Source organism: Mesorhizobium sp. M2E.F.Ca.ET.219.01.1.1 (assembly GCF_004016445.2).
Lineage (GTDB): Bacteria > Pseudomonadota > Alphaproteobacteria > Rhizobiales > Rhizobiaceae > Mesorhizobium.
This window is the reverse complement of sequence record NZ_SADT02000005.1, coordinates 387,045-401,315: the sequence shown is the minus strand read 5'-3', so window position 1 is coordinate 401,315 and position 14,271 is coordinate 387,045. Positions and strand designations below refer to the sequence as shown.

The window sequence follows — 14,271 nt, the reverse complement described above, 5'->3', positions numbered from 1 at the left end:
CCGAAAACGACAAGAAAGCAGGCCGAATGCGCCCCTCCAAACGCCAAGCCGACGAAATGCGCGCCATCTCCTTCGAGCGCGGCGTCTCCAAGCATGCCGAAGGCTCTTGCCTGGTGAAGTTCGGCGACACGCATGTCTTGTGCACCGCGAGCCTTGAGGAAAAAGTGCCGGCCTGGATGCGCAATTCCGGCAAGGGCTGGGTGACGGCCGAATACGGCATGCTGCCGCGCTCGACCGGCGAACGCATGCGGCGCGAGGCCTCCGCCGGCAAGCAGGGCGGCCGCACGCTGGAGATCCAGCGGCTGATCGGCCGGAGCCTGCGCGCCGTGGTCGACCTGCAGGCGCTGGGCGAGCAGCAGATCACCGTCGACTGCGACGTGATCCAGGCCGATGGCGGCACCCGCACCGCCTCGATCACCGGCGGCTGGGTGGCGCTCTACGACTGCCTGCGCTGGATGGAAGCGCGCCAGATGGTCAGCGTCTCCAAGGTTCTGAAGGACCATGTCGCGGCGATCTCCTGCGGCATCCATGACGGCCAGCCGGTCATCGACCTCGACTATCTCGAGGATTCCTCGGCCGGCACCGACGCCAATTTCGTCATGACCGGCAAGGGGGGCATCGTCGAGATCCAGGGCACCGCCGAGGGCGAGCCGTTTTCCGAGGAGCAGTTCGCGGCGCTGATGGGGCTCGCCAAGAAGGGCATTTCGCGGCTGGTGAGCCTGCAGCAGATGGCGGTGGCGTAGGGTTTCCGATGCCGAGCCTAGGCCCCCCTCTCTGGCCTGCCGGCCATCTCCCCCCCAAGGGGGGAGATTGGATGTCACGATGGCTTTCGCCAATCGCCAACGTCGCAAGATGTGCGACGGCATCGAAGCTGCCAATCTCCTCCCTCGAGGGGGGTGAGGAGTGGTCCGCGAAGCGGACGCAAAGCCAATTGCTTGGCTTTGCGATCGACGAACGCCCAAGGGCAGAGAGGGGGGCCTCGTGACTCCCTCCGCAATCCTGGAATCCGCCCTCTACGTCAGCGATCTCGCCGCCGCCGAAGCCTTCTACCGCGACATCATCGGCCTCGAAGCGCTGGGCAAGGTCGAAGGCCGTCACGTCTTCTTCCGCTGCGGCGACGGCGTGCTGCTTCTCTTCAACGCCGAGGCGACGAAAATCCCGCCGGCGCCGGACGCTCGACTGAAAGTGCCGCCGCATGGCACCGCCGGCGAGGGGCATCTCTGCTTTGCGGCTAATGCTGACGAGATTGCCAAATGGCGTGACCATCTCGCCGCCAGGAACATCGCCATCGAAAGCGATTTCGAATGGCCGCAAGGCGGGCACTCGATCTATATCCGCGACCCTTCGGGCAATTCGATCGAGTTCGCCGAGCCGAGGATCTGGGGTTTCTGATGCATTCTTTGAACGGAAAGAAGATCGTCGTCGCCAGCCACAATGCCGGCAAGCTGCGCGAATTCGCCGACCTGATGGCGCCGTTCGGCTTCGAGGCGAAATCGGCCAAGGAATACGGCCTGCCGGAGCCGGACGAGACCGGCACGACCTTCGAGGAGAACGCTTATATCAAGGCACACGCCGCGGCCAAGGCCACCGGCCTGCCAGCGCTGTCCGACGATTCCGGACTTTGCGTGGACGCGCTCGACGGCGCGCCGGGCGTCTACACCGCCAACTGGGCCGAGAAGCCGGACGGGTCACGCGATTTCGGCATGGCCATGCAAAAGACGGAAACGGCGCTGCAGGAGGCCGGCGCGACCGAGCCGGCGCAACGCACCGGCCGGTTTGTCGCCGTCATCTGTCTCGCCTTTCCGGATGGCGATGCCGAATATTATCGGGGCGAGGCCGAAGGCACGCTGGTGTGGCCGCCGCGTGGCACGCTGGGCTTCGGCTACGATCCGGTCTTCCTGCCCAACGGTTTCGACAAGACCTTCGGCGAGATGAGCGCGGAGGAGAAGCATGGCTGGAAGCCAGGCCAGGCGACGGCGCTTTCGCACCGCGCCCGTGCCTTCCAGAAATTCGCCCAAGCCCGGCTGGACATGGCACGGCTCGGTTCGGAATGATCGGGACCGGCCATACCATGCCGCTCGACCGCAGCCCCGGCTTCGGCGTCTACATCCATTGGCCGTTCTGCGCGGCCAAGTGCCCTTACTGCGACTTCAACAGCCATGTCCGTCACCAGCCGGTAGACCAGAAGCGTTTCGCCCGCGCCTTCGAGACCGAGCTCAAGACCATGCGCGCCCGCACCGGGCCGCGCGAGGTGACCAGCATCTTTCTTGGCGGCGGCACGCCATCGCTGATGAAGCCGGAAACAGTGGGCGCGGTGCTGGAGGCGGTGGCGAGGAACTGGACGGTGCCTAAAGGCATCGAGGTGACGCTGGAGGCCAACCCGTCCTCGGTCGAGGCCGAGCGTTTCCGCGGCTATCGCGCCGCTGGCGTCAACCGCGTCTCGCTCGGCGTGCAGGCGCTGAACGACAAGGATCTGCGTTTCCTCGGCCGGCTGCACAATGTCGAGGAGGCGCTGCACGCCATCGGGCTCGCCCGCGAAATCTTCCCCCGCCTCTCCTTCGACCTGATCTATGCCCGGCCGGGCCAGACGCCGGAGGCGTGGGGGGCGGAGCTGGAGCAGGCGATCGGCTATGCCGTCGACCATCTGTCGCTCTACCAGCTCACCATCGAGGAGGGCACGCCCTTCCACGCGCTTTACGCGGCGAAGAAATTCACCCTGCCCGACAACGACCATGCCGCCGACCTCTATGCGCTGACACAGGAGGTGACGGCGGCGCATGGGCTGCCGGCCTATGAGATTTCCAACCACGCCCAGCCGGGCGCCGAGAGCCGGCACAACCTGACCTATTGGCGCTATGGCGAATATGTCGGCGTCGGGCCGGGGGCGCATGGCCGCTTCGTCGAGAACGGGCGCCGCACGGTGACGATAGCCGAAAGGATGCCGGAGACCTGGGCCAATCTGGTCGAGGCCAAGGGACACGGCGTCACCGGCGGCGAGATCCTGACCCGCAGTGAGGAAGCCGACGAGTTCCTGCTGATGGGCTTGCGGCTCGCCGAAGGCATCGACCTGCAGCGCTACGAGGCGCTGTCAGGGCGCGGCCTTTCGAGCGCGCGGCTCTCGGTGCTGCAGGAGGAAGGGCTGGTGGCGCCGGTCGGCAATGCAAGGCTGCGCGCCACGACCGCCGGCATGATCGTGCTCGATGCCGTGGTGGCGGATCTGGCCAGGTAGAATTCCACGGCGCGGGTGCAGAACCCATAACGTCGGCGGGAGGATCGCTACATCCGCGGAAAGAGCGTCACTCGATCAAGCGTCGTGCTTCTGGCGGTGCTTGCTGCGGTGCTTCTCGCCATGCGCCTCACCGTCGCGGACAGGCTTCTGGTCGGCCTTGTCGCGGCGTGCGCCGTTCTGGGTGGCGATGGGGTGTGGAGGGATGCCCTCGCGGGCGGTCTTGCTTTCAAGTCGGCTGATGAAGATGTCGAAGCGATTGGGCATCGTCCGGTCCTGCCTCCTCCCGGGGAATCAGGGGTTAAATTCGCCGTTGCCGGTTTCGTTCCGCACTGTGGCAAAGGCATGGCGATTTCCTTGACCTGACCTCACGTTTTGCAACAGGCCGTCAGCCATGCCAAAGAGACTTTGTTCTTTCGCAATTCCGGACGGAAAACCGCTACGCGCTTTTCCTGGAATTGCTTGGACGGAGGGTTATTCTTGACCGGCGACAAACGCAGCTACCTGATCGGGCAGACCGAGATCGCGGCGCGGGCGCTCCAGCCGGCGCTCTATCTGGTGGCGACGCCGATCGGCAATCTGGCCGACATCACGCTGCGTGCGCTGGAGACGCTGGCCGCCGCCGACATCGTCGCCTGCGAGGACACGCGCGTCTCGCGCGTGCTGCTCGAACGCTACGGCATCCGCCGCCGCACAACCGCCTATCACGAGCACAATGCGCAAGAGGCCGGGCCGAAGCTGATCGAGGCGCTGGCGGCCGGGCAGAGCGTGGCGCTGATCTCAGACGCCGGCACGCCCTTGGTTTCCGATCCCGGCTACCGGCTGGTCGGCGAGGCGCTGGAGCGCGGCATCCGCGTCGTGCCGATCCCGGGACCTTCGGCCGCGCTCGCCGCGCTGACGGCATCCGGCCTGCCATCCGATGCTTTCCTGTTCGCCGGGTTCTTGCCGGTCAAAGCAGGGCAGCGGCTGACAAAGCTTGAAATTTTCAAGCAGGTGCCGGCGACGCTGATCTTCTTCGAATCGCCGCGCCGACTGGCCGAGACGCTCGGCGCCATGGTCGAGGCGCTGGGCGGCAGCCGCAAGGCCGCGATCGGTCGCGAGCTTACCAAGGCCTTCGAGGAGATGCGGACCGGCACGCTGGCCGAACTGGCCGACCATTATGCGGCTGCCGACACGCCGAAGGGCGAGATCGTCATCTGCGTTGGCCCGCCGGAAGCGGCGGAGGACCAGCCGGCGGACATCGACCGGCTGCTGTTGTCGCTCGCGGCCGAAATGCCGGCGTCCAAGGCAGCGGCGGAAGCGGCGAAAATGACCGGCGGGCAGAAGCAGGCGCTTTACCGTCGGCTCTTGGAACTCAAGGAAGGCGACGGTGGCTGATCGTACTTTAGGCCATCGCCGAAAAGCTTATCGGCGCGGCCATCGCGGCGAGTGGCTGGCGGCGCTGGCGCTGATGCTGAAGGGCTATCGCATCCTTGCCCGCCGGCACCGCACGAGGCTCGGCGAGATCGACCTGATCGCCCGGCGCGGCGACCTGGTGCTGTTCGTCGAGGTCAAGGCGCGCCGCACGCTGATCGAAGCGATGGAAGCCATCGGCCATGAATCGGAGCGCCGCATCGAGGGCGCCGCGGATTTGTGGCTGTCGCGCCAGCCGGATTATGGGCGGCTTTCGATGCGCTTCGACATGGTGGCGGTGCTGCCCTGGCGCTGGCCGGTGCATGTCGAGAACGCGTTTTATGGACGGAATTGAGGATACGTCGGCGGGACAGCACCCCCCTCTGCCCTGCCGGGCATCTCCCCCGCAAGGGGGGAGATTGGCGGTTTCGTCGGCGGCACCCCTCTTGCGGCGTGGGCGATTGGCGAAAGCCGAGGCGACATCTGATCTCCCCCCTTGCGGGGGAGATGGCCGGCAGGCCAGAGGGGGGTTGGCGGGAACTCGACGAATGGTGCGGGCAAAGCCCGCTCTTACCCCCAAATGAATAGCGCCGCCAGCCCCACGCCCCCCACCACAAGCCGCCACCAGCCGAACAGCGCGTAGCCTTTGCGCGAGACGTAATCGAGCAGGAAGCGCACGACGATCAGCGCGGCGACGAAGGCCGCGATGAAGCCGACGGAAATGATCGGCAGGTCGGCCGCGGTCAGCACGTTGCGGTTCTTGTAGAGGTCGAAGGCGAAGGCGCCGACCATGGTGGGCATGGCGAGGAAGAAGGAGAATTCCGCCGCCGCGCGCTTGTCGACGCCCATCAGCAGCGCACCGACGATGGTCGAGCCGGAGCGCGAGGTGCCGGGGATCAGCGACAGGCACTGGAACAGGCCGATCTTGAGATAGACGCTCAACGGGAAGCGCTCGACGTCGTGATGCACCGGCTTGAAGTTGATGCGGTCGACGACGAGCAGCACCACGCCGCCGATGATCAGCATGATGCAGATCAGTTTTGGCGACTCGAACAGATAGTTTTTGATGAAGTCGTGACCCAGCGCGCCGATGACCGCGGCCGGCAGGAAGGCGATCAGGATGCCGATGACGAAATGCCTTGTCTGCGGATCGCTGGGCAGCTTGACCAGCATCTGCCAGAGCTTGCTGAAATAGACACTCAAAATGGCCAGGATGGCGCCGAGCTGGATCAGGATCTCGAAGGCCTTGCCGGTGGAGTGGAAGCCGAGGAAATGGCCGGCGAGCAGGATGTGGCCGGTTGATGACACCGGGATGAACTCGGTCAGGCCCTCCAGCAGCCCAAGCAGCAGCGCTTCGACGATGGTCTGGCTTTCCATGGCAACCTCAGGATTTCGGGGACAGCTGGGGACAACGGCTTGCTTGTCACGGCGCGGAAGTCCCCCTATAGGTCGCAACACCGTGACGGCCGCATGACGGGCCGCCAAGACTTACCGGCGCGGCCGGCCAATTGCCAGTGCGCCCTATCATCGCGGAACCATGCTGACGCTTTTCCATCATCCCATGTTCGCCACCTGCCGGTTCGTCCGCCTCGCCTTCGGCGAGTATGGCGAGGAGCTGGCACTGATCGAGGAAAAGCCGTGGACGCGGCGCAAGGAGTTTCTGGCGCTGAACCCGGCCGGCACGCTGCCCATCCTGCTCGCCGAAGGCGACGTGCCGATCGTCGGCGCCATGGTGATCGCGGAATATCTCGACGAGACGCGGGGCGTCTTGAAGCGCGACAAGCGGCTGTTCGCCGAGGACCCGATGCAGCGCGCCGAAATCCGCCGGCTGACCGACTGGTACCTGGCGAAGGCCGAAAGCGAGGTCACCCGCCACCTGGTGCGCGAGCGCGTGCTGAAGCCGGTGATGCCGGAAACCGCCGGCGGCGGCTCGCCCGATTCCGCGGCGATCCGCGCGGCGCGCGCCAACATCCGCCAGCACATGAAATACACCAATTGGCTGGCCGGCACGCGCCATTGGCTGGCCGGCAACAAGGTGACCTATGCCGATCTCGCCGCGGCGGCCACGCTTTCGGTGCTCGATTATCTGGGCGAGATCGACTGGCGCGAACACAGCGCCGCGCGCGAATGGTACACGCGGGTGAAATCGCGGCCGTCGTTCCGGCCGCTGCTCTCCGACCGGGTGCGCGGCCTGTCGCCGGTATCGCATTATGCGGACCTCGACTTCTGAAAAACTGCGCGCGCTGATCGAGGCGGAGGCGCGCCGCGCCGGCTTCGAGGCGGTCGCCGTGACCCAGCCGGACGCGATCCCGCTGGCGCCGGCACGCTTGGCCGAATTCGTCGCTGACGGTTTCCACGGCTCGATGGACTGGATCGCCGAGACGCTTCAACGTCGCGCCGAGCCCTCGATATTGTGGCCGGAAGTGCGCTCGATCATCGTGCTTGCGATGAATTACGGCCCCGACCGCGATCCACGCGATATCCTCGAAAAGCCCGATCGCGGGGCCATCTCGGTCTATGCGCAGAACCGCGATTACCATGACGTGATGAAGGGCAGACTGAAGGAGATCGCCGGCAAGATCGTTGCAAAGGCCGGCGGCGACGTAAAAGTGTTCGTCGACACCGCGCCGGTCATGGAAAAACCGTTGGCGGAAGCCGCGGGGCTCGGCTGGCAGGGCAAGCACACCAACCTGGTCAGCCGCGCGCATGGCTCGTGGCTGTTCCTCGGCACGATCTTCACCACGGCTGAGCTTGAGCCGGACCAGGCCGAGATCGACCATTGCGGCTCCTGCCGCGCCTGCCTCGACGCCTGCCCGACCGATGCTTTCCCGGCGCCCTACCGGCTCGACGCGCGGCGCTGCATCTCCTACCTCACCATCGAGAACAAAGGGCCGATCCCGCGCGAATTCCGCGACAAGATCGGCAACCGCATCTATGGCTGCGACGACTGCCTGGCCGCCTGCCCGTGGAACAAATTCGCCAGCGCCGCCTCGGAGGCGAAGCTTGCCGCGCGTAACGATCTGCGCGAACCTAAGCTTTCGGACTTGCTCGCGCTCGACGACGCGGCGTTCCGCGCTTTCTTCTCCGGCTCGCCAGTCAAGCGCATCGGCCGCGACCGTTTTGTCCGCAACGTGCTGATCGCGGCGGGCAATTCGGGCGACGCATCGCTGACGCCCATTGTGCAAGGTCTGCTCGGCGATGCCTCGCCACTGGTGCGGGGTGCGGCAATCGCGGCTCTGTCGCGACTGCTCTCCGATCGCGAATTTGGCGAGCTCGCCGCCACGGCCTCGAAGGCCGAGATCGATGCGACGGTCAGTGAGGAGTGGCTGGCGGCGCTGGCAGATCCCGTGAAGGCCGATTGAAGGAAGTTCATCGATGAGCGAGAGACGCTTCTTCATCTTTGGCGCAGGCTATTCCGGCAAGGCTTTCGCGCGCGCCAACGGGCAGCGCGCGCCGCTCTTCGGCACGACCCGGGCGCCGGAAAGGTTCGAGGCGCTGCGATCGGCCGGCATCGAGCCGCTGCAATTCGACGGCGCGCTGTCGCCTGAGATCGGCGATGCGCTCGCCAGGACCACGCATCTCATCGTCTCGGTCGCTCCCGACGAGGCGGGCGACCCGGCGCTCAATGCCGCCGGCGATTCGCTGCGGGAAAAAATGCCGGCGCTGGAATGGATCGCCTATCTCTCCACCGTCGGCGTCTATGGCGACCATGGCGGCGCCTGGGTGGACGAGACCAGCGACTGCCGCCCCGTGTCGAAGCGCTCGGTGATGCGGGTGGCGGCCGAACAGGAATGGCTGGCGCTTGGCCGCGCGACCGGCAAGCCGGTGGCGGTGCTGCGGCTTTCCGGAATCTACGGGCCAGGCCGCAACGCGCTCGCCAATCTCGAGGAGGGCACGGCAAGGCGGCTGGTCAAGCCGGGGCAGGTGTTCAACCGCATCCATTGCGACGACATCGCCGGCGCGCTCTGGCTGCTCGCCGAAAACAATCTCGGCGGCATCTTCAATGTCACCGACGACGAGCCGGCGCCGCCGCAGGATGTCGTCGCCTATGCCGCCGGGCTGATGGGCGTCGAGCCGCCGCCCGAAATTCCCTTCGAGACCGCCCAACTTTCGCCCATGGCGCGGTCTTTCTATGGCGAGAACAAGCGCGTCGCCAACAAGGCGATCAAGGCGGCCGGCTATCGCTTCCGGTTCCCGAACTACCGGGTGGCGCTGGAACGGATGTGGGCCGAGGGCAACTGGCGGGACGGGGAGCCGCGCAGCCCGATGAGGGACTGAAGGATCGATGCGGGACGCGCAGCGTGGTATGATTCGTTCCTGACCGGGTTCGCCTAAGCGCGCGGCAAGGAGAAGACTGGAGAGGGATCCGGCCTGATGAATTTGCGATCGCTGCCCGACAGGAAGCCGTTCCTGACCGCCGCGCTGGCGCTGGTGACCTTGGCCGCGCTGGCGGCGGCGGCGATTTCGGCCGAACCGCGCGCCAAGGATCTGTTCGGCGCCAAGAAGCTGCCGGCGGTGGTGCCCGCGCAATCCTTCGGCTTCTACTCCAAGGGCTGTTTCGCCGGCGGCGTCGCCCTGCCCATGGACGGGCCGACCTGGGAAGTGATGCGCCCCTCGCGCAACCGCCGCTGGGGCCATCCGGCGATGATCGCGCTGATCGAGAAACTCTCGCGGGACGCGGCAGCCGATGGCTGGCCAGGGCTTCTGGTCGGCGACGTCTCGCAGCCGCGCGGCGGACCGATGATGACCGGCCATGCCTCGCACCAGATCGGGCTCGACGCCGACATCTGGCTGACGCCGATGCCGAAGCGGCCGCTGAGCATGGCGCAGCGCGAATCGATGAGCGCCACGCTGATGGTCGACGAGAAGACGCATCTGGTGAAGGACGCGCTGTGGACGCCGGCGCACACAAGGCTGCTCAAGCGCGCGGCGAGCTATCCGGAAGTTGAGCGCATCCTGGTCAATCCCGGCATCAAGAAGGAGCTTTGCGACACCGTCACCGGCGACCGTTCCTGGCTGCGCAAGATCCGGCCGTTCTGGGGCCATGACTATCACTTCCACATGCGCATCGGCTGCCAGCCGGGCTCGCCCGGTTGCAAGGGGCAGGAGGCGACGCCCGCGGATGACGGCTGCGGCAAGCCGCTGGCCTGGTGGTTCACCGAGGAGCCGTGGCGGCCCAACAAGAATCCCGATGCGCCCAAGGCCCGCGACCTGATGACGATGGCCAATCTGCCGAAAGAGTGCCAGGCGGTGCTCGCCGCGACGGATGCGCCGTCGCTGGCGGCCGTGACCTACCAGGGCGGCAGCGCCACCGCCGTCGCGGTGGCCGAACCGCAGCCGACCGAGCCGCAACCAAGCGAGCCGGCGCAAACGATTTCCAGCGACAATGCCTCGATCCCGGCGGCGGCAAGCGCCTTCGCGCCGACGCCCAAGATCGGCATTCCGCTGCCAAGGCCTCGACCGGGGAACTGACGCCGAAGCCGGGCGTCTTATCGTCAAGGGAGTCGCCGCCCCTCATCGCCCTGCCGGGCACTTCTCCCCGTATATTGACGGGGAGAAGGAGCTGGCCGCGACGGCGGCGCCTTTCCTGCAACGCTGGTGATTGGCGAAACCGGTGATGAGAGCGCCCTCTCCCCGTCACTATACGGGGAGAGGATGCCGGCAGGCAGGTGAGGGGCAGCGCCAGCGCTGGAAGGGTGGGTGAGGCCCGAAAGCGAAGCCGCTTTCCCTTTGCAGGCCCATGCGCTAGTCAACGAACAAACAGCGGCAGACAGCCGAACGGGGAAGCGCGAGAAGAAATGGTAAGCGAGAACGAGACAGCGCTGCGGTTTCCGGTCCTGATCGGCGACATTGGCGGAACCAATGCGCGCTTCTCGATCGTGCTCGACGCCAATTCGGAGGCGACCGAGCCGCAGATCGTCCAGACGGCGAATTTCAAGACCATCGACGACGCGATCCAGGCGGCGGTGCTCGACCGTTCGTCGGTACAGCCGAATTCGGCGGTGCTGGCGATCGCCGGACCAGTCGACGGCGACGAGATTCCGCTCACCAACTGCCCCTGGGTCGTGAAACCCCGGCAGATGATCGCCAATCTGGGCCTGAGCGAGGTCGTAGTGCTCAACGATTTCGAGGCGCAGGCGCTGGCCGTCGTGGCGCTCGGCGAAGAGCATATGGAAAAGATCGGCGGCGGCACGCCGGAGCCCAATGCGAGCCGCGTCGTGCTCGGCCCCGGAACCGGGCTGGGCGTCGCCGGGCTGATTTACGCGCTCGATCGCTGGATTCCGGTGCCGGGCGAGGGCGGGCATATGGATATCGGACCGCGCACGCCGCGCGACTTCGAGGTGTTCCCGCATATCGAGAAGCTGGAAGGCCGCATCTCCGGCGAGCAGATCCTGTGCGGACGCGGGCTGGTCAATGTCTATCGCGCCGTGGCCAGGACGGACGGCAAGCCGACGCCCTTCACGACGCCGGCCGAGATCACCGGGGCGGCGCTCGCCAAATCCGACGCGGTGGCCGGGGAGGCGCTGGAGCTGTTCGTCACCTGCCTCGGCCGCACCGCGGGCGACCTGGCGCTGGTGTTCATGGGCCGCGGCGGCGTGTTCCTCACCGGCGGCATCGCGCAGAAGATCGTGCCGGCGCTGAAGGCCGGCAATTTCCGCGCCGCCTTCGAGGACAAGGCGCCGCACAGCGCGCTGATGCGCGAAATGCCGGTCTATGTGATCACCCATCCGCTGGCGGCGCTGCTTGGGCTTGCCGCCTATGCCAGGACGCCTTCGCTGTTCGGCGTGCAGACCGCCGGGCGGCACTGGCGGGCATGATTCTCGCCAGGGCCTGGGCCGGCGCTCGGCCGCCGCGACGAAGTTTCGCCATAGGCAAGCCGTAGCCGGGGCGCTAAGAGGGTTGGCCTTATGACGAAAACCCACGAAGCGCTTCCGATTTGACACGTCAAAATCCAGACAAGCACAAGACCCGACCGGGCGAGGTCACCGCGGTGCTGCGCCGCATTGTCGCCGAAAACGGCTATGACCATCGCTGGTCCTACGCGGTCGTCATCGTCTGCTCGCTGCTGGTTTCGGGCGCGACTGGCGTCTCGGCAGCGCTCATGTCGCCGATGGTCAATCAGATCTTCTACGAACGGAGCAGCGGCGCCGTCTGGTGGATTTGCGCCGGCTTCATGGGCGCCTTCCTCGTGCGCGGCTTTGCCGGTTACGGCCAGGCGGTGATGCTAGCCAAGGTCGGCAACAATCTCGTCGCCCGCTACCAGAAGCGCTGCTTCGACCAACTGATGAAGCTCGGCGTCAATTTCTTCAACGACACGCGTTCCGGACGCCTGGCGGCGCAGCTGGACGAGAATGTCGGCGGCATTCGCGACCTGCTGTCGCTGACCTTGATTTCGATCACCCGCGACGCGGTGACGCTGATCGGCCTGGTCTGCCTGATGGTCTACCAGGATCCGGTGTTGTCGCTGAGCTCGCTGCTGATCGGACCGCCGCTGATCTGGGCCGTCGTCTACATCACCCGCCGGGTGCGCAAGATCAACCGCGACTCCGTGCTGATCAACTCGCGGCTGAGCGGGTCGGTGCAGGAGGCGGTTCAAGGCATAGCCATCGTCAAGGCCTTCACCATGGAGGACGAGCTGGCCCGCCGCATCGGCATCATGGCCGATACGGCCGAGCAGCGCAGCAACAAGATCGCCCGCGTCTCCGAGCGGCTGTCGCCGATTTCCGACATGCTGGCCGGCCTCGCGGTCACCGCCGTCATCGCCTATTCCGGCTATCGGGCATTGTATCTCGGCCAACCGCCTGGCGCGGTGTTTTCCTTCATCACCGCGCTGATCCTGGCCTACGATCCGGCGCGTCGCCTGGCGCGCATGCAGGTGACGATGGAACGCGCGCTGGTCAATGCGCGCATGATCTATGAGCTGCTCGACCTCGAGCCGAGGCAGGGGGATGCCGCCGACGCGGTCGAGGCGAAAATCACCACGGGCGAGGTGCGCTTCAACGACGTGAGCTTCGGCTACAGCGCCGACATGCCGGTGCTGCGGGAGCTGAGCTTCACCGCCGCCGCCGGCAAGGTGACGGCGATCGTCGGCGCCTCGGGCGCCGGCAAGTCGACGCTGGTGGCGCTGCTGCAGCGCTTCTACGACGTCGACAAGGGCTCGATCGAGGTCGACGGCCAGGACATCGCCAAGGTGACGAAGCGCTCGCTGCGCCAATCGATCGCCTATGTCTCGCAGGCGCCCTATTTGTTCGAGGGCACGATCCGCGACAACATCCGCTACGGCCGGCTCTCGGCCACCGATGCCGAGATCGAGCAGGCGGCGAAACTCGCCGCCGCCGACGAGTTCATCCGCCAGCAACCGCGAGGCTATGACACGCCGGTCGGCGAAGGCGGCTCGACGCTGTCGGGCGGCCAGCGCCAACGCGTGTCGATCGCGCGCGCCATCGTGCGCCAGGCGCCGATCCTGCTGCTCGACGAGGCGACCTCGGCGCTGGACAACGAGGCCGAGGCACGCGTCCAGGAAGCGCTGACCCATGTCATGGAAGGCCGCACGACGATCGTGATCGCGCACCGGCTGTCGACGGTGGTCAATGCCGACCATATCATCGTGCTGGAAGAGGGCAGGCTGGTCGAACAAGGCACGCATGCGACGCTGATGGCCGACCCGCACAGCATCTATGCCCGTTTCCACAGGATCCAGGGCAAGAAGGGGCTGGGACTTGTCGACGACGCCAAGGCAAGCCAGACTTCGGGCCAAACTCCGGCGCCGCGCAGCCGCGCCAAGAAGACCGTCAGGAGAAGCGCATGAGCGAAGCCGGCGATATGGGCCTGGTCGTGGTGGGCGCCGCGGGCCGCATGGGCCAGACGCTGATCCGCGCCATACACACGATGCCCGGCGCGCGCGTCGCAGCCGCGATCGAGCGGCCGGACTCCCCGCATCTCGGCAAGGATGCCGGTGAGCTTGCCGGCATCGGCATCATCAACGTGCCGATCGTCGACGATCCGCTGCCGGCCTTCGCCAAGGCTGACGGCGTGCTCGATTTCACCGCGCCGGCCGCAAGCGTCGAATTCGCCGGCTACGCCGCGCAGGCGCGCATCGTCCATGTCATCGGCACCACCGGCTGCTCGGCCGACGACGATGCGAAAATCGCCGCCGCCGCGCGGCATGCGACGATCGTCAAATCCGGCAATATGAGCCTCGGCGTCAACCTTCTGGCGGTGCTGGTCGAGCAGGCCGCGAAGGCGCTCGACCCGGAGGATTTCGACATCGAGATCCTGGAAATGCACCACCGCCACAAGGTCGACGCGCCGTCCGGCACGGCGCTGCTGCTCGGCGAGGCGGCGGCCAATGGGCGCGGCATCGATCTTTCCGGCAACAGCGTGCGGGTGCGCGACGGCCATACCGGCGTGCGCAAGGCGGGCTCGATCGGCTTCGCCGCGCTGCGCGGCGGCTCCGTGGTCGGCGACCATAGCGTGATCCTTGCCGGCACCGGCGAGCGCATCACGCTGTCCCACCATGCCGAGGACCGGGCGATCTTCGCCCGCGGCGCGGTCAAGGCGGCGCTTTGGGCGCGCGGCAAGAAGCCCGGACTTTATTCCATGCGGGATGTGCTCGGCCTGAGCTGAGGCGTCTCTTCCATAAAATTCCAAAG

General features: G+C 66.5%; 15 protein-coding genes. 13 read left to right on the top strand and 2 right to left on the bottom strand.

Annotation, left to right across the window (positions count from 1 at the left end; all coding sequences use genetic code 11):
- The first annotated feature begins 26 nt into the window (after positions 1-26).
- The 4 genes from rph (at position 27) to hemW (ending at position 3,229) form a co-directional block, all read left to right on the top strand.
- Positions 27-743: a ribonuclease PH gene (rph, locus tag EN862_RS24975; RefSeq protein WP_112098165.1), complete on the top strand. Its 717-nt coding sequence runs from the start codon at positions 27-29 to the stop codon at positions 741-743.
- Between the two features lie 238 nt (positions 744-981).
- Entirely contained in the window at positions 982-1,392 is a 411-nt protein-coding gene (locus EN862_RS24970; RefSeq protein ID WP_127866184.1) for a VOC family protein, read from the top strand.
- On the top strand, positions 1,392-2,054 hold the full coding sequence (rdgB, locus tag EN862_RS24965) for an RdgB/HAM1 family non-canonical purine NTP pyrophosphatase (RefSeq protein WP_127866183.1): 663 nt from the start codon (positions 1,392-1,394) through the stop codon (positions 2,052-2,054). The genes EN862_RS24970 and rdgB overlap by 1 nt, the downstream gene beginning before the upstream one ends.
- Positions 2,051-3,229: a radical SAM family heme chaperone HemW gene (hemW, locus tag EN862_RS24960; RefSeq protein ID WP_127866182.1), complete on the top strand. Its 1,179-nt coding sequence runs from the start codon at positions 2,051-2,053 to the stop codon at positions 3,227-3,229. Before rdgB ends, hemW begins: the two co-directional genes overlap by 4 nt.
- Positions 3,230-3,304: 75 nt before the next feature.
- On the opposite strand, the gene EN862_RS24955 is transcribed toward hemW, so the two are convergent.
- Positions 3,305-3,493 (bottom strand): hypothetical protein, encoded by a 189-nt coding sequence (locus tag EN862_RS24955; protein ID WP_127866181.1) that lies wholly within the window; start codon positions 3,491-3,493, stop codon positions 3,305-3,307.
- A 213-nt stretch (positions 3,494-3,706) separates the two neighbouring features.
- Between EN862_RS24955 and rsmI the strand changes: the two genes are divergently transcribed.
- On the top strand, positions 3,707-4,603 hold the full coding sequence (gene rsmI / locus EN862_RS24950) for a 16S rRNA (cytidine(1402)-2'-O)-methyltransferase (RefSeq protein WP_189401454.1): 897 nt from the start codon (positions 3,707-3,709) through the stop codon (positions 4,601-4,603).
- Positions 4,596-4,973, top strand: coding sequence for a YraN family protein (locus tag EN862_RS24945; protein WP_127866179.1), 378 nt, complete (start codon positions 4,596-4,598; stop codon positions 4,971-4,973). Before rsmI ends, EN862_RS24945 begins: the two co-directional genes overlap by 8 nt.
- A gap of 215 nt (positions 4,974-5,188) precedes the next feature.
- Here EN862_RS24945 and EN862_RS24935 read toward each other — a convergent pair whose 3' ends face one another.
- On the bottom strand, positions 5,189-5,995 hold the full coding sequence (locus tag EN862_RS24935; protein WP_127866177.1) for an undecaprenyl-diphosphate phosphatase: 807 nt from the start codon (positions 5,993-5,995) through the stop codon (positions 5,189-5,191).
- A gap of 160 nt (positions 5,996-6,155) precedes the next feature.
- Between EN862_RS24935 and EN862_RS24930 the strand changes: the two genes are divergently transcribed.
- From EN862_RS24930 to dapB, 7 genes are all read left to right on the top strand, one after another.
- A complete protein-coding gene (locus EN862_RS24930) occupies positions 6,156-6,848 on the top strand; it encodes a glutathione S-transferase family protein (protein WP_042645260.1) in 693 nt (230 codons plus the stop codon).
- A complete protein-coding gene (gene queG, locus EN862_RS24925) occupies positions 6,829-7,980 on the top strand; it encodes a tRNA epoxyqueuosine(34) reductase QueG (RefSeq protein ID WP_127866176.1) in 1,152 nt (383 codons plus the stop codon). The genes EN862_RS24930 and queG overlap by 20 nt, the downstream gene beginning before the upstream one ends.
- Before the next feature lie 13 nt (positions 7,981-7,993).
- Positions 7,994-8,896, top strand: a complete 903-nt coding sequence (locus EN862_RS24920) for an SDR family oxidoreductase (protein ID WP_127866175.1) — start codon at positions 7,994-7,996, stop codon at positions 8,894-8,896.
- 96 nt (positions 8,897-8,992) lie between these two features.
- On the top strand, positions 8,993-10,090 hold the full coding sequence (gene mepA, locus EN862_RS24915) for a penicillin-insensitive murein endopeptidase (protein ID WP_127866174.1): 1,098 nt from the start codon (positions 8,993-8,995) through the stop codon (positions 10,088-10,090).
- Positions 10,091-10,416: 326 nt separating this feature from the next.
- Entirely contained in the window at positions 10,417-11,436 is a 1,020-nt protein-coding gene (locus EN862_RS24910) for a glucokinase (protein WP_127866173.1), read from the top strand.
- 119 nt (positions 11,437-11,555) lie between these two features.
- Positions 11,556-13,427, top strand: coding sequence for an ABC transporter ATP-binding protein (locus EN862_RS24905; protein WP_127866172.1), 1,872 nt, complete (start codon positions 11,556-11,558; stop codon positions 13,425-13,427).
- The gene (gene dapB, locus EN862_RS24900) at positions 13,424-14,245 is read left to right on the top strand and encodes a 4-hydroxy-tetrahydrodipicolinate reductase (RefSeq protein ID WP_127866171.1); all 822 of its coding nucleotides are present in this window, start codon (positions 13,424-13,426) and stop codon (positions 14,243-14,245) included. The genes EN862_RS24905 and dapB overlap by 4 nt, the downstream gene beginning before the upstream one ends.
- Positions 14,246-14,271: the final 26 nt, after the last annotated feature.

Coding starts and splice junctions, on each gene's coding strand:
- rph (WP_112098165.1), top strand. CDS start 27: ATGCGCCCCTCCAAACGCCAAGCCGACGAAATGCGCGCCATCTCCTTC.
- rdgB (WP_127866183.1), top strand. CDS start 1,392: ATGCATTCTTTGAACGGAAAGAAGATCGTCGTCGCCAGCCACAATGCC.
- hemW (WP_127866182.1), top strand. CDS start 2,051: ATGATCGGGACCGGCCATACCATGCCGCTCGACCGCAGCCCCGGCTTC.
- EN862_RS24955 (WP_127866181.1), bottom strand. CDS start 3,493: ATGCCCAATCGCTTCGACATCTTCATCAGCCGACTTGAAAGCAAGACC.
- EN862_RS24935 (WP_127866177.1), bottom strand. CDS start 5,995: ATGGAAAGCCAGACCATCGTCGAAGCGCTGCTGCTTGGGCTGCTGGAG.
- EN862_RS24930 (WP_042645260.1), top strand. CDS start 6,156: ATGCTGACGCTTTTCCATCATCCCATGTTCGCCACCTGCCGGTTCGTC.
- queG (WP_127866176.1), top strand. CDS start 6,829: ATGCGGACCTCGACTTCTGAAAAACTGCGCGCGCTGATCGAGGCGGAG.
- EN862_RS24920 (WP_127866175.1), top strand. CDS start 7,994: ATGAGCGAGAGACGCTTCTTCATCTTTGGCGCAGGCTATTCCGGCAAG.
- mepA (WP_127866174.1), top strand. CDS start 8,993: ATGAATTTGCGATCGCTGCCCGACAGGAAGCCGTTCCTGACCGCCGCG.
- EN862_RS24910 (WP_127866173.1), top strand. CDS start 10,417: ATGGTAAGCGAGAACGAGACAGCGCTGCGGTTTCCGGTCCTGATCGGC.
- dapB (WP_127866171.1), top strand. CDS start 13,424: ATGAGCGAAGCCGGCGATATGGGCCTGGTCGTGGTGGGCGCCGCGGGC.